Origin of the sequence: Sporosarcina sp. FSL W8-0480 (assembly GCF_037963765.1) — a bacterium.
Classification (GTDB): Bacteria; Bacillota; Bacilli; order Bacillales_A; family Planococcaceae; genus Sporosarcina.
Genome location: NZ_CP150166.1, coordinates 287,928 through 312,617 on the forward strand (window position 1 = coordinate 287,928; position 24,690 = coordinate 312,617).

Annotated in this window: 18 protein-coding genes; 10 read left to right on the top strand and 8 right to left on the bottom strand. The window is 36.2% G+C overall.

The genetic code is table 11. From position 1 onward, the window contains the following. Positions 1-9 precede the first annotated feature (9 nt). Together NSQ43_RS01495 and NSQ43_RS01500 are read left to right on the top strand one after the other, a co-directional pair. On the top strand, positions 10-891 hold the full coding sequence (locus tag NSQ43_RS01495) for a response regulator (RefSeq protein WP_339252454.1): 882 nt from the start codon (positions 10-12) through the stop codon (positions 889-891). A gap of 96 nt (positions 892-987) precedes the next feature. Then, positions 988-2,277, top strand: coding sequence for a cation:dicarboxylase symporter family transporter (locus NSQ43_RS01500; RefSeq protein WP_339252456.1), 1,290 nt, complete (start codon positions 988-990; stop codon positions 2,275-2,277). A 333-nt stretch (positions 2,278-2,610) separates the two neighbouring features. Here the strand turns inward: NSQ43_RS01500 and NSQ43_RS01505 are convergent, their stop codons facing one another. From NSQ43_RS01505 to NSQ43_RS01530, 6 genes are all read right to left on the bottom strand, one after another. Further along, positions 2,611-3,732 (bottom strand): hypothetical protein, encoded by a 1,122-nt coding sequence (locus NSQ43_RS01505; protein ID WP_339252458.1) that lies wholly within the window; start codon positions 3,730-3,732, stop codon positions 2,611-2,613. 34 nt (positions 3,733-3,766) lie between these two features. Next, a complete protein-coding gene (locus tag NSQ43_RS01510; RefSeq protein ID WP_339252460.1) occupies positions 3,767-5,263 on the bottom strand; it encodes a HAMP domain-containing sensor histidine kinase in 1,497 nt (498 codons plus the stop codon). 3 nt (positions 5,264-5,266) lie between these two features. Further along, complete coding sequence (locus NSQ43_RS01515; RefSeq protein ID WP_339252462.1) at positions 5,267-5,938, bottom strand: response regulator transcription factor; 672 nt, start codon at positions 5,936-5,938, stop codon at positions 5,267-5,269. 168 nt (positions 5,939-6,106) lie between these two features. Beyond that, positions 6,107-7,789 carry a hypothetical protein gene (locus NSQ43_RS01520; protein ID WP_339252464.1) on the bottom strand — a complete coding sequence of 561 codons (1,683 nt, stop codon included), beginning with the start codon at positions 7,787-7,789 and terminating at the stop codon, positions 6,107-6,109. A gap of 119 nt (positions 7,790-7,908) precedes the next feature. Then, positions 7,909-8,838 (bottom strand): DsbA family protein, encoded by a 930-nt coding sequence (locus tag NSQ43_RS01525; RefSeq protein WP_339252466.1) that lies wholly within the window; start codon positions 8,836-8,838, stop codon positions 7,909-7,911. A 674-nt stretch (positions 8,839-9,512) separates the two neighbouring features. Then, on the bottom strand, positions 9,513-10,964 hold the full coding sequence (locus tag NSQ43_RS01530) for a PLP-dependent aminotransferase family protein (protein ID WP_339252468.1): 1,452 nt from the start codon (positions 10,962-10,964) through the stop codon (positions 9,513-9,515). An 825-nt stretch (positions 10,965-11,789) separates the two neighbouring features. On the opposite strand from NSQ43_RS01530, the gene lnu(G) reads away from it, so the two are divergent. From lnu(G) to NSQ43_RS01545, 3 genes are all read left to right on the top strand, one after another. Further along, positions 11,790-12,593 (top strand): lincosamide nucleotidyltransferase Lnu(G), encoded by an 804-nt coding sequence (gene lnu(G) / locus NSQ43_RS01535; protein WP_025785293.1) that lies wholly within the window; start codon positions 11,790-11,792, stop codon positions 12,591-12,593. A 403-nt stretch (positions 12,594-12,996) separates the two neighbouring features. After that, complete coding sequence (locus tag NSQ43_RS01540; protein WP_101152101.1) at positions 12,997-13,671, top strand: response regulator transcription factor; 675 nt, start codon at positions 12,997-12,999, stop codon at positions 13,669-13,671. A gap of 65 nt (positions 13,672-13,736) precedes the next feature. Next, a complete protein-coding gene (locus tag NSQ43_RS01545) occupies positions 13,737-14,660 on the top strand; it encodes a sensor histidine kinase (protein WP_219842500.1) in 924 nt (307 codons plus the stop codon). Positions 14,661-14,690: 30 nt separating this feature from the next. Here NSQ43_RS01545 and NSQ43_RS01550 read toward each other — a convergent pair whose 3' ends face one another. Both NSQ43_RS01550 and NSQ43_RS01555 read right to left on the bottom strand, forming a co-directional pair. Next, entirely contained in the window at positions 14,691-16,655 is a 1,965-nt protein-coding gene (locus tag NSQ43_RS01550) for an ABC transporter permease (RefSeq protein ID WP_104844535.1), read from the bottom strand. After that, on the bottom strand, positions 16,652-17,398 hold the full coding sequence (locus NSQ43_RS01555) for an ABC transporter ATP-binding protein (protein ID WP_104844536.1): 747 nt from the start codon (positions 17,396-17,398) through the stop codon (positions 16,652-16,654). The genes NSQ43_RS01550 and NSQ43_RS01555 overlap by 4 nt, the downstream gene beginning before the upstream one ends. Positions 17,399-17,901: 503 nt before the next feature. Here NSQ43_RS01555 and NSQ43_RS01560 point away from each other — a divergent pair. From NSQ43_RS01560 to NSQ43_RS01580, 5 genes are all read left to right on the top strand, one after another. Continuing rightward, complete coding sequence (locus NSQ43_RS01560; protein WP_025785297.1) at positions 17,902-18,510, top strand: TetR/AcrR family transcriptional regulator; 609 nt, start codon at positions 17,902-17,904, stop codon at positions 18,508-18,510. 43 nt (positions 18,511-18,553) lie between these two features. Then, positions 18,554-19,417, top strand: a complete 864-nt coding sequence (locus NSQ43_RS01565; protein ID WP_025785298.1) for an alpha/beta hydrolase — start codon at positions 18,554-18,556, stop codon at positions 19,415-19,417. Between the two features lie 11 nt (positions 19,418-19,428). After that, positions 19,429-20,337, top strand: coding sequence for an Mph(B) family macrolide 2'-phosphotransferase (locus NSQ43_RS01570; protein ID WP_025785299.1), 909 nt, complete (start codon positions 19,429-19,431; stop codon positions 20,335-20,337). Positions 20,338-20,725: 388 nt separating this feature from the next. Further along, on the top strand, positions 20,726-22,081 hold the full coding sequence (locus NSQ43_RS01575) for a hypothetical protein (protein WP_025785300.1): 1,356 nt from the start codon (positions 20,726-20,728) through the stop codon (positions 22,079-22,081). Next, positions 22,059-24,689 (top strand): helix-turn-helix domain-containing protein, encoded by a 2,631-nt coding sequence (locus NSQ43_RS01580; RefSeq protein ID WP_025785301.1) that lies wholly within the window; start codon positions 22,059-22,061, stop codon positions 24,687-24,689. Before NSQ43_RS01575 ends, NSQ43_RS01580 begins: the two co-directional genes overlap by 23 nt. Position 24,690 lies beyond the last annotated feature (1 nt).

Here is a 24,690-nt window from a genome sequence, read left to right on the forward strand (position 1 = left end):
TATAAGGTAATGAGGTATTTCATAATTGATGACGATATGGTATCACGTTCCATGTTGAAATCTATTATCGTAGAACAGCGACTGGGAATAGTCGTTGGTGAATCGGATGGCAGTTTGAAAACACTTGGACAAGTACATACACTATCACCAGATCTTGTTCTAATTGATTTGCTGATGCCTGAAATGGACGGGATTGAAATGATTCGGCAGTTGAAGGAGCAAGGTTTTCAGGGGCAATTTGTCATGCTGTCCCAAGTCGTCAACAAAGAGATGGTCGGTGAGGCGTACCAGACTGGCGTAGAGTTTTTCATCCACAAGCCGATCAACCGCATTGAGGTGGAAAACGTATTGCGACAAACTATCGAGAAAATCCAACTAAAGCAGTCTCTTATGACCATCCGCGATACGCTTTCGTATATCGGCTCTCCTTCCCCGCAAAATATCGGACGCTCCCTTAAGGAAGTCGTGCACTCAATTTTGCAAGACATGGGAATAGCCGGTGAAAATGGAAGCACAGATATCTTAAATATAATGAAAGTGTTGACAGAGCAGCGAAGCGATGCGGCCCTTCCTCCGCTCAAGCAGCTCTACGAAATGGTTGCACGTAAAATGGGTGTTGCGGATTCTGAGCTGCCTAAAGAGGTGAAGGCAATGGAGCAACGTATCAGACGGACGATAACGGTTGCGATTGAACATTTGGCATCACTTGGTGCAGTGGACTATACAATCCACGAATTTGAGTACTATGCCCCCCGCTTCTTTGATTTCCAGGAGATTTCTATGCGAATGAAGCAAATACAAAACGACGAGGCGCCAAGTAGGCCAGTAAAAGTCCAGATAAAAAAGTTTTTGCTCATGCTTTACAAAGAAACAATTGAACAGCAAAAATAATTTTTTGTAGGTTTTTGTAGATTCCTGTAGTTTCCCTTTACAATGAGAATACGCTTACAGAAAGCGCTTTCAATTTAGTTGTAAAGGGGAATTACTATGAAAAAGAAATTTAAAATCTCTTTAGCATATCAAATATTGATAGGTCTTGCTCTCGGTATTACAGTAGGGGCAATCTTCTATGGCAATCCGAATGTTGAGACTTACTTACAGCCAATCGGCACAATGTTTATAAACATGATTAAAATGATTGTTGTGCCAATCATCATTTCTACATTGATCGTCGGTGTAGCGGGCACAGGTGATATGAAACAATTAGGTAAACTTGGCGGCAAAACGCTCATTTACTTTGAAATTGTAACGACTATCGCCATTTTGGTTGGACTATTTGCTGCTAATATTTTCAAGCCGGGCGTTGGAATTGATATGTCTGTTTTGCAAAAAGGTAGCATCGATAGTTACGTACAAACGACACAAGAGGTCCAAAACAATGGTTTCATGGACGTATTAGTTAGTATCGTTCCAAGCAACATCGTTGATGCGATGGCAAATGCGAACATGCTATCAATCATTTTCTTCTCCGTCTTATTCGGTTTAGGTGTTGCTGCTATTGGTGAAAGAGGTAAGCCGGTATTGGCATTTTTCCAAGGCGTTGCGGATGCAATGTTCTTCGTTACGAACCTAATTATGAAATTCGCTCCAATCGGGGTGTTTGCACTTATCGGAGTGACTGTTTCAAAGTTCGGCTTAGAATCTCTTATTCCTATGGGTAAATTGATGATTCTAGTCTATGCAACAATGGCATTCTTCATCGTAGTCGTATTGGGTGGAATTGCAAAAATGGTCGGAGTGAATATTTTCTCCTTCTTGAAACTGCTGAAGGAAGAATTGATTCTTGCCTATTCAACATCCAGTTCAGAGACGGTATTGCCGAAGGTCATGGAAAAAATGGAGAAATTCGGCGCACCTAAAGATATCGTTTCATTCGTCGTACCGACTGGCTACTCGTTCAACTTGGACGGTTCTACTTTGTACCAAGCGCTTGCTGCCATTTTCATTGCGCAAATGTATGGTATTGAGTTAAGTATTATGGATCAAGTAATGCTCGTCCTTGTATTAATGATCACTTCCAAAGGGATTGCGGGCGTACCTGGCGTATCATTCGTCGTATTGCTTGCAACACTCGGCACAGTCGGTATTCCGGTTGAAGGATTGGCGTTAATCGTAGGTATCGACCGTCTACTCGATATGGCACGTACAGTCGTCAACGTTGTCGGAAACTCTTTGTCTACAGTTGTCATTTCAAAATGGGAAGGCCGCTTTGGCGAGGAGCCGAAACAGAAAGATGAAAAACAGCAATTCGTTCCTGCTGAAGAGAATTTGGTATAATAATAAACACTGTCTGGCGATTTGTCAGGCAGTGTTTTTTTAGTTTATGTACTAAGTCCCTCGACCAATTTTAAGGGACTTTTGTTCAAACCATTCTTTCACTAATACGACTGACACCATAAAAAGTGGGCCCCTTCAAGTAATAAGAGAGAAAGTTAAACTCTGCACTTCCCCTCCTAAAAGGATAAGATAGGAGGCGAATCTATCCTCTTTTCTCACATCATTTTTCCTCCCTCTCTACCTATACAACGAATAAGTGGATGTAAAGGTATACACTTTGTTTTCAACACAAGAAAGGCTATTCGGGAGATGAATAGCCTTTCTTGTGTATTTTCATTTGTCGGATTGAATGCTATATACTTCTATCGCATTAATCGTATCATTTCCCGGTACTGTCGTACTGATATAAGCAGTGCTGGAATCATCGCTCCAATAACCGGTCATCGAAATTACGGCATATAAGTCTGCGTTTTGCATAAGTAATGTCGGTTTGCTTAGTTGTCCTTCCACAAACTCCGCTACATAGACATTCGTTTTATATTCTTTTCCAACTTGTACCGGTGTATCAAATAAAATTTTACTCTTATCCGGCGATAGTTTATAAAACGGCACCCATATGCCTTCTTTATCTTTTCCACCCGCCACGAGTTGTGTTACATCTCCTGTTGACAGATTCAGCGTGTAAATCCCTGTCTTGCCTTTGTATTCATCATTGAAAATGATCGTCTGCTCATCTAGGAATTGAAAACGATCCATCGAAGTTATACCTTCCAAAGATGAAACTTGCTCTACATCCCCATTATCCAGTAAATGATACAAGCCAAATCCTTCTTTAATAGATTTTCCTACAATATAGATTCCTTCATCACTCGATTGGAAAGTATTGAGCGTCAATCCGTTACTACCGCTTGTATCAAATAATTCATTCATATCCCAACTATACTTCTGATCGGTTTCCAATACAGTCTTCTCCACTGAGAACTCTTCGCTTGTGTAGTTTACTTGGATGACCTTCGAACCTATTGAGTCACCGAAGTACGTCAAGTATTCGTCCGGCCCTTCACCAATCAATTTCTTCGTACCGTTCTGTAAATCATGTACGTAAAACTTTTCATTTACATGCGATAATGCTCGATGCTCGTCTTCAGATAACATGTAGAATGGTGCACTCATCACTTTTTTCTGATTCTTACTCTCTACATCATAAAGATACGTCGCGTCGTGTTGGTTGAAATACAACTGATTTCCTTTAAAGCCTGTGTAATCCGCTTTAATTTCAATAGGTATCGTAGCTTCATGTTTGATCAGCAGTTGGCTATCATCCAAGGCGCTTTCGAGCTTTACATTGTTACTTAACGTCACTGTTTTTGAAGCAGCTTCCCCTGAAATCGAGCAGCCTGCCGCCATCATACTGCTCACTGCTAGCAACGCAAGTCCATACCATTTTCTTTTCATCTTCATAACCTCCTGTTAGTGGCCTACAGATTGATCATAAGAAAATGTTGTTGCTAAACATGCAATACATGTTGCCAACATGTTTCTGCTGAGGTATTTGCATATTAATTTTTGCTTGTCCATGTTTCTCTTCGAATCGAATCGTTCCGCGATGTCGCGCTATTATATCCGCACAGATAAATAGCCCTAAGCCAGTACTGCCTTCCAATTTTCTGTGTACAAAAGGCTCGAAGATATAGTCGGCAATGGCTCGCGGGATCGGCGCACATGGATTCGTCACCACGATGTCTTCCTCAATGGCGATCTCTATCATCCCTCTTGGCGTTCCATGCAGGATGGCATTATCAATCACATTGATGAAAAGCTGCCGCAATTCATTCGGATTACCGAGCACGGTATAAGGATGACCTGTTAGATGGATCTTCATATCGCGCGGTGCAGCTTTCATTTGAAGATCTTCACAGACAGATTGCAGAATCGGGTACACATCGACAATCTCATGAACGGTATCATGTACAAGCGATTGATATTTCGACAACGCAAGCAACTGAGTGACCATTTCATTCAGACGATTGCTCTCTCTTCTTATTTTCAGCGAAGCTTTCTGAAGAAATTCGATATCGTCAAATCCTTTCTCCCCTATAATTTGTGCATAGCCTGAAATAGTTGTCAGAGGTGTTTTCAATTCATGGGTAATGTTATGGAAAAAGGTTGTCCGTTTCTCCTCGAGCCTTAAAACTTTCTCTTTCTCTTGTTCAATCGTTTCGATATGCTGCTGGATTTGCAATTGCATTAACTGAAAGTTTTGAGCAAGTTCTCCTATTTCGTCTGATGCGTTGTTCGCAACAATCGGCTGATAGTCGCCTGTCGTCATTCTTTTCGTAGCAGTTGTCACTTCTTTTACTCTCCGAATAAATTGATTAGATAAAAGCAATGAAATCAAATAGACGCCGCAAAACAACAGGATCGTTAGCCCGGTGAACGTTCGCAGCAAGCTTTGATTATGTAAGAAAACTTCCGTGTAATCCGCTGTAAAACGAACAACTCCATACAGCGTATCATTCAAATAGAGCGGGTAAGCGAAATAAAGAAGCGTCCCCTCCCCCAACGGCTGAATTGTGTAGGCGGATTGGTTCTGAAATGCTTGCTTTAATTCCTCGCTGCTACTTTCCTCTGCATTTGCTTCATATTTTTGCTGCTCCATTAGAAGAGGCCGATTCACCGGCACGGCTTCATATAAAAAATGTCCTTCGCTATCATACAGCGCTACACTTTGCCCATACAGCCTACTCAATTCATTCGCAAGCTTGTAGCTATTTTCAACGACGAAATTTTCATTTTGGGGATGCAGCTGTTCAAATTGCCTGATGAATTGGGTTGAAGAATATTGAAGGGAGGTCACGGCTTCTTCGAGATTGGTCATCGTATGTTTTTCAAGCATCTTTGACATGATTTGATTGCTAATACTGGCAGCCATGAAAAACACAATGAAAAAACCGATGAAAAACTTTTTCCGGATCGTTAGTTTCATCGCTCAATTTCCTTTCATTTTATAGCCTACGCCGAACACAGTCTCGATGAGGGAAGGATCGAGCTTTTTACGAATTCGTTGCACATGTACATCCACTGTACGCAACCCACCCTCATAATCCATTTCCCATACCGTATCGAGGATTTCCTCCCTTGAAAAAACTCGGTTTTGATATTGGGCAAATAACAATAATAGCTCGAACTCCTTCGGCTTCAAAGCAACCAATTCTCCATCTTTGATAACGGAATGAGCACGAGAGTCGATATGGATACTCTCACTAAGTTGGAGCAAGCGTGACGGCGTTTGGTTACGCCGTAGCAGCACATTCACACGCGCGAGAACTTCCCGAATATCGAACGGTTTCGTCATATAATCATCTGCCCCAAGCTCCAGCCCAACCACCTTATCTACAATATCGTCACGCGCCGTCAGCATGAGAATTGGCGTAGTCGTCATGGCGGTTATCTTTTTGCACAGCTCAAAGCCCGTCGTATCCGGAAGCATGAGATCTAAAATAATGAGATCAATTTCAATCCCTTGAAGAACTTCCAATGCCTTTGCACCTGAAGTTGCCCCAATTACCCGGAACCCCGCTTTCCGTAAAGCATACGACAAAATATCATAGATCGATTCTTCGTCTTCTATAATCAAGATTGTCTTTTGTACATGGTCCATTTTCATCTTCTCCTACATCTTAGCTTCCTCAAGTATAGCGTGAAGTTGTTGCTAAGTTGTTGCCTGCAATAAAAAAAGATAGAGTGAGCAGATATCATTCTGCTCCTCTATCCTTTTCACCTACAATTAATACTCGAAAACTATAGTGAATCTATAAGCCTGCCTATTTTAAATTATACTGCGGCTTTCATCCATGCTTTGCCACTCCCGTACATCAGTAAAATGGCGCGCCAATTGATTCGCAGTTCTCGTAACACTTTCCGGATAATCAAGAACTTCAAGTAGTTTGATGGCATTCCTTGTTTCGGAAGGCCCCGGATGAATTTTATAATCAAAAATTACTTTACCATTTTCAATTGATTCCCTGAAATGATAATTGGTATATACTTTCCCAGCCATTTCAGTAAGCTCAATATCATGCGAAGCAATGATTGTCATGCCTTTATTTACTGATAGCCACTCCATTATTGCAGCTGATGCTGAAATTCTTTCGACCGTATTCGTCCCTTTTAGAATCTCATCAATGAATGAAATAATCGGTTTCTTTTCCTCGCTAAACTTGATAATTCTTTTTAAGGATTTAATTTCCGCTATAAAATAACTGTCCCCGTCTAACACGCTATCTTGAATTGCCATGGATGTGACAATATAACTTGGTTTCATCGTCCATTTACTGGCCAACACAGTGTTAATGGTTTGTGCCAAAATAGCATTAATAGCGACAGCTTTTATGTACGTTGATTTTCCCGAAGCATTAGATCCGGTCAGAAGGACCGTTTTACCAAGGGTTGAGGAATTCGTAACCGGATCTTTCAGAAGTGGATGAGCCAAATTCTCGAATTCAAGCTCTTCAATATCCATAAAAGTAGGCACCGCGTAAAACGCAAGGGACTTTCGGTAATACGCAACCGCAATCGCCGCGTCAAGTTTACCAATCAATTCCCATAATTGCTTATAAGCGTCTTGATGCTTAACAATCGTTTTAACAATTTGGTTGTAGGCAATGAAATCCAGTAAAAATACAATCCGGACATACTCAAACAAAACATCAAAGTCTCCGCCCTTGTTTCCACCTATCGACAAGACTTTACCCCAAAAAGAAGTTTTTCTTAAACCCCTTCCTTCACCTTTAAAAATATTCCTAAAGCTAGTGAATCGAGAATGGTGAATGGACGTTAGCTGTTTTCCTGTACCTACAATTGCCGCCACATATGTAATAGAGTGCAAGTCATTATCCAATCTATTTTTATTCCTATAATACACTACAAGATTTAATGTGAATGAACTGAACAGACTGATTGCCCCATACTTCAAACTAAAAAACAGGAGAAAAATCGACACAATCGGCAAACAAGCTAAGATGATATACATATATACATGTTTAAGCTTTTGATCATTAAATTTAAAAAAGTAAGAGGATGTATTCGCATGATTGCGATTTCCCAAATTCGATAAAATGAGAAGCACTTTTTCTCTTAACCGATTATCATTGGCAAGCAATTGATAAAGCTCTTCTTTCTCGTGAACATCCTTAAGTTTCGGGTCAATATCTCGCAATTGGTTAAATAAATACTCGGAACCAACACTTGTCTGCGTGTAATTAAGCTTTTCAAAGACTTGATTCATCGAAAGGTCATCCCACGTCAACTGGTCTACACCTGAATAACTTTCCGCCGACTCTTTCTTATTCTCCCAATACGAAGAAACGGATGATAAATCCTCACTAAAAGCATAATACGTCCCGCTATCCCACTCTTGTCTCAGCTTTTTTAATTTCTTTTGGTTCCTCGTTAAGAAATGGTAGGTAATGATAAGAATTGCAGCAATGATAATTATTAAAACCGGACTCATCTTAACAGCACCTTCTTCCTACTTACTTATACGGACTCGGTTTTCATAGGTTTCATTTAAACAACAAAATCGACCTCCTATTGGACAGTCGATTTTTTATGTGTGTTTATACTTCGTATTTATTTAGTAGTCGTAAAATAATACTCCCCTAAAACTTGCTTCGCCTGATAATCATTTGAAGAAAGCTCTTTATTAATGAAAGATTCAACTTCTGCTCTTTCAACATCATACATTACTTCAATTTCCTTCGAAAACAATAGCTTTTCTTTTTCAAGTAATATAGAAAGAGATGGTTGTTGTTTTGGTTGCAGCTCCTCTTTGTTAAGAACTTGTTTTAACCCTTCAACATAGTATTCAAACGGACGACCGCCAACAATTTTGACACCCTTGTTTTCCTCATTCATCATAATGATCGTAGGGAAACCTCTTGCACCTAAGTTTCTAACTAAAGCAAAGTCTTCATTCAATAATTGTTGTCCTGCTTGTTGTTCAGCTTCAGCTACGATAGCTTCCCCATCCAGACCAAGTTTTTCTACAATTTCAGTAAGGACGGAGAGATCTGATATGTTTTTATTGAATGCAAAAAGGTCTTCCCTTGCACGACGTAAATATTCTGATGCTTTTGCATCGCCATGATATTTTTGGATCACCTTGAATATACGTGAAGCCGGAAATGAAGATTGGACCGGATTGTCAATCATTAACGAACCATCGATTGGCATTCTTGAATGGTCCCCCACTTCTCTCCAGTGACCAGCGACATCAGCTGGTTTATAAATACCGTTTGCAGGATCGATTGGACCATCATGCCATTTTTCCAGCAAACCACCCATAACTGTATGGACATTGAAATAATTCCCATACTGCTCTACAAATCGGCGAAATACAGGTTCAATTGCCCAGCAATGGGAACAGATAGGATCCGTTACATAATAAAGTCTAATCGTTTTTTCTGGTTGATTAAAATCAATGACTTCCATTTTGTCTTCCCCAGCCACTCCGCAGACGCCAGTTTCCAAATCACAAACCATATTATCCATGTTCTTCATTTACTTTTCCTCCATTCTTAATGTCGATTTTTTCATATTTATTACCTCACAACTTCATGGTAAGCCATAACGAATCTTACCAACACCAATAGATTTATGGTTTTGTCGTTTATCCAACACATTGCGAAAAGTGTTTAAAAAGTAGCCGATTTTATGAAGGATGATTCCTTCACTAGTTAGATACTACATAGATATCTCGCTATTTTATTTGTACATAAATAAAAATGCACATAATTGGACTTATGTGCATTTAAAGTGGTTGGTTTAAATAACCCTAAATTGGATGGTTCTCAAAAATGTTTTATATTATAAAATTATAACGTATAGAATAAAATACATTTATAAAAAGGAGTAAGGCATGACGGTAGCTCTCATCGTTGCATTCATTTTTGTATTTATTGTTTTAGCTGTCGGACTCATTATGACCATATCCGCGGCTAATTCTATGAATAAAGGTTACAAGAGTGAAAACAGTTTTTCTTCTTTGCTATGGGTTTATCTTTTAACGATCCCATTTCTTGTTATAGTGACTCTTATAGCCATATTTATATTTAAGTAACAACAGAGGGCGGTTCGGAACCAGTGAAATAGTACATATCGTTCTCGTGTTTCAGGAACCGTCTAAGGTTTCTTAAAAATGGGGGAACTAAGAAGTTATTGGAGTTCTTTATAATTTAGACATCTTCAAACATTCCCCCATTATTTCTTAACGCATAGACAAACCTTGAAATGCCTTCTTTTATTGTAGCTTCGTTCCCCCTGCCATAAGTAAATCGAACGTATCCATTTTTTGAGCCCATTATTCGCCCAGGTACAAATGAAACGCCTTTTTTCATGGATTCTTCAAGTAACTTATATTCATCAATTTCGTGATTTATTTTACACCATAAATGAATTCCGCCTTGTGGCACTAAATATGTAACCTCATCTTTAGATAAGCTGTCCAATGCCAAAATTATCGCATCCCTACGCTCCCTCAGTTGAATTCTTAAATCTAAAATGTGTTTGTCAAATTGAGGGGAATCTAGAAATTGATTCGCTATCCATTGCGGAAAAACACTATGGCCAAAGTCAATTTGCTGTTTGCCGTCTGACAAACGTTCAATTACTTTTTTCGGACCAATAATCCAACCAATGCGTAGTCCTGATGCAACCACTTTTGATAACGAACTAATGTATAAAACATTTTCATTATCGTCCATTGACTTTAACGTAGGTCCAATATGCCCGTCGAATGACGTCAAATTATAAGGATCATCCTCTATTATGGGGAAACCGTGCTTTGATGATAATTCCAATATTCTCTTTCGGCGTTCCAGCGACATTTTCGTGCCAGTAGGATTTTGGTAATCAGGATTTAAGAAGATCATACGAATTCGATGTTTTCTTTGTAAAGCTTCAATATCATCAGGATTTACGCCATGTTGATCAACTGGGAGTAAAAGCGTCTTAACACCAAATGATTGAAAGATCGGTAAAGAGAATGCATAGGATGGGTCTTCAATCGCTACTGTATCCCCTGGTTTTAACAAACATTGAACGATTAGGTGTATTGCTTGCTGAGCACCCGATGTTATTAATATGGAGTCTGACTCAACAACCATATTTTTGTAGGTTTTTACGTGTTTACAAATTGTCTCTCGTAATCCCGCATCGCCTAAAGGATGGTCGTAACCTAAATGCTCATCAAACGCGTTCTCCTTAAGAATCTTAGCGAATTGGACGTTAGGTAGTAAATCTACTGCAAGTTCCCCGCTTGATAGGTTAACCATCCCTTCTTGCTCAGTTTCATTACGAAGTTTCTGTACCAACGGAAGATTCGGAAGAAATGAGCCATCCTCTACATATCTCCCCCAATTGGGGACCCTTTTATGAGTTAGCCCCCATATATCCGTATTTATATACGTGCCACTCCCTATTCTTCTGACAATTAATCCGACTGCCTCTAGCTCATCATAAGCAGTCACAACTGTACTCCTATTTATCTGTAATTTTTTTGCTAACTCACGTTCAGATGGTAATGGCTGATCCGGAGATAAATCTCCCGATATAATTCCATTCTCTATTTGTTCTACAAGTTGCCTATACATAGGTTTTTTTATTGAACGGTCTAGCATAAATTGCATTATACTCCACCCTTTACTTAACAAATCTCATATTTTGCTTATAATGATATATTAAATGCTATTATAGCATCTCCTGACGTCAGTATCCCTGTAGCAGTGTTAAAGATAACCCCGACCATGAATCAGGTGACAGTCACGCAAACAAATGAAATAAAAGTGAATTTCCCACTTGTTTAAGTTTTTATGAAGATTATTTCACTTTAAATTCTTGCTCCCAACCCGTAAACTTCTTCCATTTATGCGATAATAGTAGAACCAACGTTCCAAATTACAATGAAAGGAGGAGCTAGTGTGAAGCCTGTTATATTATTATATGGATAATATTGTTCAAAGTAGGTTCTTGACTTGAAAAAACATTCTAACACCTTGTTTGCCAAGAAGGAATAGGACATATAAATGTTCGACTATATGAAAGGAAAAGTCGAATAAAAAAGGAATAATAGGTATAAAGTTAAAGATTTTTCTTGGGTTTGTGAAAAAATGTACTTAAGCTAAACGGGCAGGATAGTTTAAGTGTATTTCTTCACAACAACTTGTACTTTGAACTATGAAGTGTTAATATACTATTAATCGAAAGGAGAGATGGGTGGACAATGAAGAACTAATCTAATTTTTAACAATTGAAATAGTATATTTCAGTTTAAAAACTTAGGATTAGTTTGCCCATTTTTTCATATACTAAATAAATGTAAGACTGAATAGCTAAAAAGGCTACTTAGTTTTATTTGAGTATCGTAAAGAGTGACATGACTAATCCTTCCAACATTATATGGGAGGATTTTTTATTATTCTCCCAGAATCAAAATAAAGAAAGAAGGAATCGAATTGTTAAAACAAAAAGAACTAATGGCAAGGGTTAAGGAACTTGTCCAGTCAGATGAACGAATATCTGCTTGTATGATGTATGGGTCTTTTACAAAAGGAGAGGGAGATCAATACTCTGATATAGAATATTATGTTTTTCTGAAAGATGATACAATTTCCACCTTTGATTCAGCAAAATGGCTAAATGAAGTCGCTTCCTACCATTTACTCTATCAAAATGAGTACGGTACGGAAGTAGTAATTTTTGAAAATCTAATACGTGGTGAATTTCATTTCCTTTCCGAAAGCGAAATGAATATTATTCCTTCATTCAAAGAATCAGGCTACATTCCTGACACAAAAGCAATGTTTATTTATGATGAAACAGGACAATTAGAATTGTATTTATCAGGGTTGGAAGGTTCGGGACCAAATAGACTTACAGAAGAAAACGTAAATTTTTTATTGAATAATTTTTCCAACCTATGGTTAATGGGGATTAATGTTCTTAAAAGAGGGGAATATGCACGTTCACTGGAAATTTTATCTCAATTACAAAAAAATATACTGCAACTCATTCGAATTGCGGAAGAAAATGCCGATAATTGGTTTAATATGACAAAGAATCTTGAAAAAGAAATTAGTCCTGAAAACTATGAAAAGTTTAAAAAGACTACTGCCCGATTAAATGAATTAGAACTATATGAAGCCTATAAGAACTCTTTGCTTCTCGTTATGGAATTTCGAAATCTTGTTGAAAAACAGTATCAGTTAACCGTTAGCAATGATTTTTTCGAAAAACTGTTACATTATATGAATGAATAGAAAAAAACTTATTGTGCTATCGGGTGCTTAATACAAAAAGGAAGGTGAGTGAGAGAATAAAATTCAACTCTTTAATTCCAGAGTTTTCAGTTAAGTACATTGAGAAGTCGAAATGGTTTTATATAGATATACTTGGATTCCAATTAGAATATAAGAGCATAGTAGTAAAGGGGTTAGTCGTAAGGCAGGGATTTTGTTAAGCAAGTTCTTTTAGTGTTTCATATTCTTTACCTTGATGAATACTATGGAATTTACATATGGTAAACTTTAAATAAAAACGACTTTTATGTAACGCTATTTTAATTATGATATACTTTTGAAAAGGTACATAAATTCTAAAGAATATAAATGGATACAGTTATAAAGTGGCATGCTATAATTTAAAGCACTGATGGGTGATTTCATGTATAAAATTATGATGGTAGAAGATGATGAAAAAATTAGAAGAATCGTTTCCGATGTGCTTCACAAATGGAAGTATGATGTGATTGAGGTTACAAATTTTGACCAAGTGTTAACGGAGTTTGAACAGGTCCAGCCACACTTAGTATTATTGGATATCAATTTACCGACATTGGATGGTTTTTATTGGTGTCAGCAGATTCGTTCAGTTTCCAAAGTCCCTATTATATTTCTTTCTTCTAGAAACGAAAACATGGATATTATTATGGCTATTAATATGGGCGGGGATGACTTTGTGCAAAAACCGTTTGATTTAGATATACTTGTTGCCAAAGTAAAAGCACTTTTACGTAGAAATTATTCCTATCGAGATGAAGAATCTGTACAACTTATCCATCGGGGTTTGAAATTAAATATAAGCAATTCGGTGGCTGAATATAAGGGACAGAGCGCAGAGCTATCTCGCAATGAATTTATTATTTTACAATTAATGATGCGCAAGATTGGGAAAATCGTATCACGAGATGACTTAATGCAGGCATTGTGGAATGAAGAGCAATTTGTTGATGATAACACACTGACAGTAAATGTGAATCGTTTACGTCGAAAGGTTGCTAGTCTTGGGTTGAATGATTTTATAGTTACCCGTAAAGGAATGGGGTATATTATCGAATGACTTTTTTTCGGTTTTTACGGTATGAAAAGTCTTATATATGCGTCTATTTAATAGGTTTCATGCTCATGGCTACTGTGTTTTTCCTTGATGTTAATATAAATTTCACTTGGGGAACCTTTTTATATGCCTTTGCTTTATGCACGATTGTATTGATTGGATTTTTAGTATTTCGCTATCAACAAAATGTACGAGCAATCCACAATATTGATCATGAGGCATTTGACAGATTATCTCTAGAAGCTGAGCAGATGCAACAATTAATGGATGAGATGAGAAAAGAGCATATACGAGAAATGAATGCTGTTCAAGAGAAACAAAAAGAACATTATGATTTTATTGTTTCTTGGTTTCATGAAATCAAAACGCCAATTGCTGTCCTCCATTTAATCCAACAAACGGATATAGATGCGAATAGTTTAAGGGAAGAAATCGAGAAAATTGAAAATTATGTTGATCAAGCTCTTTATTATGCTAAATTAGATAGTTTTAATCAAGATTATAGTATAGGGAGTTGCGATATGATTGGCATTGTGAAAGATACGGTGAGAGACCATTCCAAAACTTTTATTTCTAAAAAAGTTCGAATCCTCTTGCCCTCTGAATCGATGAGCGTACAAAGTGATTCTAAATGGTTGAAATTTATAGTAAATCAACTTTTAACCAATAGCTTGAAGTATACGGACAACAGTGGAGAAATTTTGATTGGTACCAATGAAACCCCACAAGAAAAACAACTCATCATCCGAGATAATGGGATCGGAATTACACCACAAGAGCTACCAAGAATATTTAACCGAGGATTTACAGGTGAAACGGGGCGAACATACTCTAAATCAACAGGGATGGGCCTATATTTAGCACAACAATTATCCAATAAACTTGGTCACTATATTACTTGTACATCTGAAGTTAGTTCCTACACAGAATTTATTATCCATTTTCCAAAAGATGATGATCCTTTTTTGTTTATGAATAAGGAAAAGCAATGACTAATAAAATCAGTCATTGCTTTATTTTTATCACTTTTGTTGATTAACAATCTTATAGTAAAGATTGGTTGACGACACGTAAAACAAGAAATAGATAACAAAATAAATAATTAGTATTGCCCACATGATAGAAGTGAGCTGTGGGAAGTCTCTCACTTCCTCGAATATAGAGTAATTCATAATAAACAAGCTATGCAGCATTCCCAGTATAAGTGGAGGCAAGAAGACAAAAAGCAGTTTCTTACGGATGACTTTTTTCATTTCAGTGTTACTAACACCAATTTTACGCAGGATAGCATATTGTTTTTGTTCGTCTGTTGCTTCACGTAATTGTTTGAAATATATAATGCTTCCTAAAGCAAATACAGCGATGACGGCAAGAAAAGCTGCTGTAAACAGTAATAATGCTGAAGATTCAGCTTGAATAGCATAGCCGTCCGCAAAAGCTGAATAATAGATATCAGGTGATTGCGAAACAATCGCTTGTATTTGTGCTGATAAAGCTGACGCATCTTTAGCATTTTCAATTTGGTATAGTTCATACATTTGGGTATTCTGACTATTTTGTATAGTGGCATACGCTTCATCCGAGATAATGAATATAGCAAGATGAAGAAAAACATTGGTGTTACTCAAATTACTGGCAGGGCCAAGTAGTGCATAGTCTTTTCTTTCTATAAGGTGAAAAGTAGACTCATCTCCTACTTTTACTGTGAATTCTGATTGATCATCCTGTGTGAACTGTTTGGGTGTATCTATTTTTGAAAGAACAATAGCCTCTTGGCCATGCAGGTTAACTTCCTGGTCATCACCGCGTAAGGCAACTATATCGTTAAATTGGGTCTCTGAAAATAAAAGGATATCTTCTGTGAGATAATCCGATTGTTCAAAGGCAACATCTCTGTTTGTAACGGGATTTACTAAGATCCCTTCAATCGTTTCATGAGTGATAACTGGGTGGTTTGATTCATGAATCAATGTTTCAATTTGATGCTGAATATGTTCATCCTGAGATTCGAAAGCAATATCATTTGGGAAATTTTTAGTACTCCCATCGAGTTGAACAGCGTAATTAATGGCTACAAAACCTACTAAAATGATAATTGCTGCGCTAAATAATGAAATGGAAGTAAGATTTAAGGCGTTTCCGCGAATGGAAAATCGAAGTGAAGAAGTCCATAAAACACGGTTTCCTTCATTATATTTTCTACCTCGACTAACGATTTCTAATAACCACCCCGAAAATTGACGAAAGAATAAATAAGTACCTCCGACAAGTCCTATCGCCATAACAATTATGCTAGCCAGACGATAATCTTCCCAGACGATAGAAGTACCATCCCGACTAATTAAAAAGAAAGCCATCCCTAATAGCAGAATAGATAATAAGGCAAGCAGCTTAGAAGCTGGTTGAAGCTTTTCCAAGTTTGTTCCTGAATGAAATAATTCTACCAGTTGGATACGACGTACACTGAAGTAGCTTTGTATACTAATAATCCCAGTTAGTATAATGAATAAAACAATAGTCGCCCCGATAGCCTCGAGCGGGAAAGTAAATGAAATCACTTCGTCGTACTGCATTAAATTCATTAAAAGCATCCCAGAAAATTTGGAAAGCAGACCACCTGTTAAAATGCCGATGACGAGCGAAATACTACTAAGAATAAAAGTCTCGACAAAGACCATCAAAGCAATTTGACGCTCACTCATCCCATAAAGCAAATACATTCCAAATTCCTTTTTACGTTGGTTCATAAAAAATGTATTAGCGTAGAGTATGAAAAAAATAATAAATAAAAACACCACAATGGATGCTGCTATAAGCCCTACCTGAAAATTTTCTTCATTTTCTAATGCAGCTAAAACATCCTCATTAAAGATTAAAGATGAAAAAGTAAATTGAATAACTACTCCAATAATCATCGAAATAAGATAGATGGAGTAAATTCTAAAATTCCGTCTGACATTGCGCCACGATAAATCCAATAATTTCATCTGCGATTTCCCCCTAGAGTGCTCTGAAAGGTGAGGATGCGATCAAAAAATTCCTTTTGGGTTTGTTCTCCTTTGAACAGCTCATTTACAATCTTACCGTCTCGTAGAAAAATGACACGTTGGCAGTAACTTGCAGCATAGGGGTCATGTGTAATCATCATTATCGTTGTTTTAAATGTTTGATTAAGTGATTCAATTTGTTCCAGTAGCTGTGTTGCAGAGCGAGAGTCAAGTGCACCTGTAGGTTCATCAGCAAAGACAATCGCTGGGTTAGTAATAATAGCACGTGCCGAAGCAGTACGCTGTTTCTGCCCGCCAGATATTTCAGATGGATAATGATTTAAGATCGATTCAATGTTTAGCGGTTGAATGATATTGGATAGTCGTTTCTCCATTTCCTCAACATGTGTCTTTTGTAATGAGAGTGGCAAAAGAATATTTTCCTTTACTGTCAACGTATCTAGTAGGTTATAGTCTTGAAAAATAAACCCCATCCGCTTTTGACGAAATTCACGTAATGATTTCTTTTTTACTTCCAATAGCGAGGTCCCTTCAATCCAAATGTTCCCGCCATTAAATGTGTCAATCGTGGATAATGTATTCATTAATGTTGTTTTTCCTGATCCAGATGGACCCATAATTGCGGTAAACTCACCTTCTTCAACAGCTAAATCTATATTTTTTAAGACCTGAGTCTTTCCGTATGATTTAGATAAGTTTTTCGTTTGAATAATTGTATTCATTTGCTTAGTCCCCTTTCAATGTCAATACTATACCTCTGAATAGGATTACCAACCATCGATGTAATATAATGCAACATGACAAATCTGTCACAAATAAAAAATTGCATAGTAGAACTCTCGGTTGGAAGATTAGAATTACTAAAATAATCGTTATCTTATTAAAATATGTTATAACCATCATGAGAGGACTGTGGATATGATTTTATTTTTACAACCATGATTTATATTATTATCTTTTATTGGTCACGACTGACTTTTTGGAGTTAATATAAATAACGAAGGGGGGTTATTGAAGTAACAGGTGCTTATCTTGAATAAAGGAGAGCACCATTTCGCTATAGGGGCAGTTTAGTTGATGAAGCTTACTGAAAATATTATTCCATTACTTTACTGTATGAGAATAATCAAATTAAGTATGCCTTGATTTCTTAATGCACATTATGCTAACATAAAAACAAATGAAAAACTTGTTTTTATGTTTTTATAAGAGGAGGTTTAGGACTATGGCTAAATTCACACAATTAGAAAAAGAAAGGATTAAAAAAGAATTATTTGAAGTGGCATATCGTTTTTTCGTTGAAAAGGGTTTTAAGAGTACTTCCCTTGAGGATATAACTTCGTCTGTTGGCATTGCGAAGAGTACTTTTTATGTATTTTTCCAATCAAAAGAAATGCTATATATGGAGTTGTTATCACATGAGGGAGAGCAAATTGAAAATCAGGTTTGGCCAAAGGTTTTAGCTGCTGAGGATATACGTTCAGCTATAAAAATATACTTAGATGAGATGGCTTTGGAGCTAGAAAATAAGATTTTAACTCAAAGGCTGATTTACGATCTCGAGGAGTACAAGCTTGTATCAAGAAAGCTAAATCCAGAGTATGTTGGATCAGAGAATCTTAGAAGTATCACCCCTCTTATGGACTTTATCAGGTCACGTCAAGATTCTAAGGAGATTATCGACGAAGAACCAAGCGTAATTGCTGGCGTTTTAAGAGCAGCTTTATTAATAGGCTCACAAAAGGGAGATTTACTGGAATACAATTATGAAATGATTAGGGAGTTATTATTCGAAGCTGTTGCTGATCGAATTACTCGGTCTTATTTGGTCTAGGTAAGTATTAATCAGATGAAAGTACTAAAAAAGGTGATAATTCATGACAGAAAAAATAATTCGTTTTAATGATGTTCATATCTGTACTGAGAGTTTTGGAGATATTAATAATCCAACTATCTTGTTAATTATGGGAGCTACTACATCAATGATTTGGTGGGAGGAAGAGTTTTGTAAGAGATTAAGCGATCAAGGGTTTCATGTTATACGCTATGACAATAGGGATGTAGGTAAATCAATTACTTACGAGTATGGCCATCCAGAGTATACTTTTGAGGACTTGGCTGATGATGCAATTCAGGTACTAGATGCGTATAAGGTTGATAAGGCTCATATAGTCGGTATGTCTATGGGAGGGATTATTACGCAGATAGTAGCTCTTAAACACCCAAGCAGGGTGCTTACTATTTCATTGGTTATGACATCAAATTTTGACCCTAGCCTTCCTAAAAAGGATAGTAAAGTAACAGAAGCTTTAGGTGAGCTTAAAATCAAAAATTGGCAAAACAAAGATGAAGTGATAGAGTGCTTTATTAAAAAAAGCAAAGTTCTTATAGGCTCTAAACATATATTTGATGAAGAAAAAATAAGAAGACTGAATGAAGAAGAATTTGATAGGGCTAGTAATTTACAGAGTAGGGATAATCACGGAATTATAAGGGGATGGGGTTCATATTTATCAAGAACTGCTGAAATAAACGCTCCTACATTGGTAATTCACGGAATAGAAGACCCTATTATTCCATACGAGCATGGAGTTCATCTCTCTAAGATTATACCAAATGCTGTATTAGTTACCTTAGATGGTTCTGGACATGAGCTTAACTATAATGATTGGGATGAAATTATTAATTCTATATCAAAGCATGCAGCAAATTTATTACCGAAATTTTTAAAAATTAGATAGGAGTGATTTGAATGGGTAAAGAAATGAAACAAGTTATGGAAATAGCTAAAAAACATAATCTAATTTTAAAGGAAGAAACAATACAGTTTAATGAATCCGGACTGGATTTTCAAGTTGTATTTGCCCAAGATGAAAGTGGTACGGAGTGGGTTCTTAGATTGCCTAGGCGGGAAGATGTTATGCCTAGAACAAAGGTAGAAAAACAAGCATTAGATTTGGTTAATAAGTATGGAAAATCTTTTCAGGCGCCAAATTGGATTATTTACTCAGATGAGCTAATAGCTTACAAGAAGCTAGATGGCGTACCAGCAGGAACTATAGATCATAATATAGGGAACTATGTTTGGGAAATAGATATTAACAATGTTCCAGAATCTTTTCACAAGTCTCTTGGAAGAGTGTTAGCAGAGATTCATAGCATACCGAGTGATAAAGCCGTGGAACTTGACTTAGTAGTACACACACCAGAAGAAGCAAGAATGTCAATGAAGCAGCGTATGGATGCGGTAAGAGCAAAGTTTGGTGTAGGTGAGAATCTATGGAACAGATGGCAAACATGGGTGAATGATGACGATATGTGGCCTAAGAAAACTGGTCTGATTCATGGAGATATACATGCCGGACATACCATGATTGATAAAGATGCTAATGTGACCGGATTAATCGACTGGACTGAAGCTAAAGTTACAGACATTTCGAATGACTTTATTTTCAACTTTAAAGCTTTTGGTGAAGAAGGGTTAGATGCCCTAATTCTTGCTTATAAAGAAGCTGGTGGGTATTACTGGCCTAAGATGAAAGAGCATATTATTGAACTTGACGCAGCATACCCAGTTTCAATTGCTGAGTTTGCATTAGTGTCAGGCATCGAGGAATATGAACATATGGCAAAGGAAGCATTGGGAGTGATAAGTTCGTAGGTGGTTGATGCCTTCGTTGACACGTTCCCACATAATTCGGTTTCCACATAAGTAAAAATCGCTTGTATAGCAGTAAGAGAGATTGTGAAGGATTACTCTTTAACTAAAGGGTGCATTAGTTCAATTAGATGTTAGAATTAATCATTATCTAATCTTAGGCGGAAGAAATGATTAATCGCTTTATAAAAATCCTATAGCATTTGGTGAAGAGAGAACCTGTTTTAAATTAGACTTTTTTAAAACAGGTTCTTTGTGTTTAAATTAAAAAGTGAGTTCTCTTTGAATAAATATTATTTTAAACCCGAATTTGATTGACTTTTAAACAGAAATCGTCCAAACTAAAAACAAGAATAAACGTTCGGTTTAAAGGTTTGGAGGAGGGGATAAAATGTATAATGCAAAATATCGATTCGTCTGGAAGGCGATAAAATACAATAGAAAACAAGGTGGAGAAATTGTAAGTACACCTTCATTTATTATTGGTCTAGAGGATAGAGAAACAAAAGAAGTTTTCCCTCATCCCATAAGCCATTTTTTGTATAAGAAATACCATAGAAACTCGGGTTCAGTAAATACTGAATTAACTGTGGCGCAAATTATTGTTCCCTTCTTGAACTTTGTATTAGATAAAGTGAATCAAGAAGCGTTAAATTATACTGCAATCAAAGGATTGGTTGACTTACAAGAGTGTCATGCTAATGCTTATTTACAATATTGTGTAGATGAAAAATCAAATAAGAATAGCACTTTAGAAATGAAAGAGAACTTTTTATCCAAGTTTTATAAGTACTTATGGGATGAAAAAGTATTAAAGCATAAGCCCAGATTCAAGTTAGTTTCAGTAAGAACAGGAAAAGAAATCAGAAAAGTCTATAAAATAGACTTTACCTACAAGAAGACAGATGAAACTCTTTTACGTGAGAAGATTAAAAGAAAAGATTTAGTTCCTCAAAATCATGAATCTAACGAGAACAGAATCTTTATTCGTTTGCAATATATTCGAGAGATACTTTACGTAGCAAAGCATGAAGTACCTGATATAGCATTTGGAGTGGCTTTACAAATTTTTGGAGGGTTACGTAAAGGTGAAGTCGTAAACCTGACTAGAACAGCTTTAAAGTCGCAAAATGGGCAAGATTATGGTGTTGAAGGATTAGTGATACTTGTCAGGGATCGTCAACTTGATTTATTTAATAGGTTTGAGGATGTTTCAACAATGCAGGTGAAAAATCCAAGAGACCAATCATGTCTTATTGATCCAATTTTAAATTATCTATATAAAAATCATATGGAAGTGGTACTTAAAAAGGTGAAAGGACCTAAACAGCCTAATGCATTGTTTTATAATACGGAAGGAAATTCAATGTCTGCCGACACGTATGATAAGCGCTTTTTAAAATTAAAGAATGCTTATTTAGGGATGTTATTAGGTACAGAAGGTAGATATCAGGATTATTTAGACTTCTCTCAAACAAAGTGGCGCTCTCATATAGGGAGAGGAGTATTTACAAACATGTGTTTAGATGCTGGATTTAATGAAAAACAGACGGCCGTATTACGAGGTGATAGATCTACTCAATCAATGGAGTCATATTTTGATATTATAACTGCCACTTATAATATTCGAAAGGCTTTAGGCTTACTCTCTCCAGATCAATCTAGTAATATAGCAAACTTAAATATGCCAATAAATAATAAAATGTGGAAGGAGGTTCAAGAATTTGGGTCAGGACTTAGAAATTAACTTTAACGATTACATGACAATCTACGAGATAGCCGAAGAGAAGTTTAATAAGAAGCCCAATAATTACTATTTTATTTACAAATTAGAAGAATCCATATCAAAATTACCAGCTGAATGTAAGATTTCAAAGGTCGAATTCAGAGAAAAATATTACGTTGAAAAATATGATAAAAATATTAAAAACTTATATTTGAAAGAAGATGTAAAACGTTTTTTTAGAAATTATGTACCAAAGGCATCTCTCAAGGCAAAACTAAAAAAAGTTGTTAGCGACGCTACAATTCACAAATATTATAAAAAACTAAACCCAACTGAAATTATACTTGGTGGAAATTTAGATGTTTTTGTTTCAATAGAAATAGCACAAGAACTAACTGAGATAATAAACACAGTGGCAGGCAAGGGACAATGGGGGTGGAGAACTCATACTTTCGAAAAATATAAAAATCAACACAACTATTTGTCACTTGATGAGGTTATGAAAAAATTAAATTGTTCTTATGCGACTACTCAAAGGTTAATTAAAGAAAAGTTGTTATTCGTGTCAGATAAATATGGAGACAGAATGCTTTTTGAAAAAGAGCACGTATTCGAATTGTTTTCTGAACAAGCAAGGCTTATTGAAAAATATAGCAACAATTATTACACAGCGAAGCAAATTCAAGCGAAATATAGTAATGCTTTTGCGCAATATATAAAAGGCGGAGAAGATAAGGTTCGAATAAAGGTAACAAAAGTTGATCCCCCACTGCTATTAATCTCACACTTTGGTGTTCAAATGAAACTCTATGAAAAAAACGAAATTGATAATCTATGGGCGGATTATAAGCTTTATTTGGATATGAATTCTATGTCGATAGAAGATCCTTTTGAAGATTTTCTTTTCAAAGTTGAGCAAGTGTTAAATATTAAATTTACAAAAACTCAGCAAAACACAAAATTATTATGGTATCAGTATGTTGAAAAATACCTTCTTAGGACTAGGATGTCTGATAAGAATAGAATTACATTTCTAACTAATCAATTTGCCAGATGTACGGAAATAATATTCACTACTTTTAATAAAGAAATATACTCCTATTCTGGAAAAGAAATCAATAGTAAATTTCTTAACGATACACCTAATATTAGAAGAAGTTATCAAGGGGATTTCTATTATTTCTTAAAACAAATGCTTGAAACTTTTACTATGGAAGGATTACCTTTACCGTATAGCGTAGATGAATTAAATGACCCAAGAACCTTTAAAAGAATTAAGGAAGTAGCCACGGATATTTATTCTTTAGAGGAATATCATGAGCTATACAAATATACCAATCGTGTAGGATTTCATAAAGAGAAAGCAATACAAGATGTTACTGAGTTAATCCAAAGCATGAATTATACAAAGTATAAACGATACGACAGTTGCTGGTTATATATTCTAGTTCAATTAACAAATAATTGGAGACATAGTACCGTACTATCACAAATTCCAAGAATTGATCTATCAACTACCTCAATTGAAAACTTGGAGTGGTTAAAGAGAAATGATCCTTCGGTGGAGGATGCAAACAATATCATTTATCAAATTAGCAGGTATGTAACAAAAATAAATAAAACAGATGTAAGTGCTGAAGGAATATTTACTATTGGTGAGCCACTCAAAGTTGCTTTTGCAACTGCGATAAGTATTTGTGAGTTTCGTAGAAGAGCAACATTGGATAGTAGTTCTACCTTAATAGATTTATCAGGTCATTTAGTGAAAAAATATAATCCACATAAAGATTTCTTTTCAGAGTTTACTAATGGATTTAAATTTGAAAACAGAAAGATGAATAGAACTCTTAACACTCTAATCTGGTCAGTGCTTAGACATATGGGGAAAGGGTTAAAAGAATCACAAGTATCAAGAAGCCACTTGCAAGATCAAACAACCATTAACCATTATATTAAGCTATCTAACGAACAAGTGAAGAATCTTGTGGATGAATTGTTTGAAAGAAATCAATTTGGATTTGTAACACAAACCTTAACGAATATACTTTTTGGCACTGAAACAAACAAAAGTATCGAAACGGAAAGAATGTTAGAGGTAAATAAGCAATTCGGTGATGTTTTTAAAATTGAAGCGACCGCAGGATTAATTAACAGAATCACAACAGAAAGGGAGCATGTATTAAAATACCTCGCAGAGTTTGATATGGAAGGACTTCGTGCCCTTTTTTACCAATCCCTAACAGGATCGCTTCCTTCAAAACAGAGATACCATCAATGTATCTATGCTGAATGTAAATATGAGAATGAATACGGTGAAAGACCATCGTGTGATACTTGTGCAGCATCAATGATTAATGTGTATGCGCTAGAAAATATAATGGACAATTATATCTTTATGATGGAAAAAATAGCAAAAGAGTTTGATAGTGCAACCATCGGAGAAAAACAGAAGCTTGCAAACCAGTTTTTTCTACTGCATAACGTTGTTGATCAAGCAAGAAGTAGATTTGGCAGAGAGGTTGTAGATGGATTTGTAGAAGGAAATACCGAGCGAATAAAGAACTTAGGTCTAGATTTATCAACAAAAGGACTAAAGAGTTTTAGAACTTCAGGAATACTAGGGGGGTGAC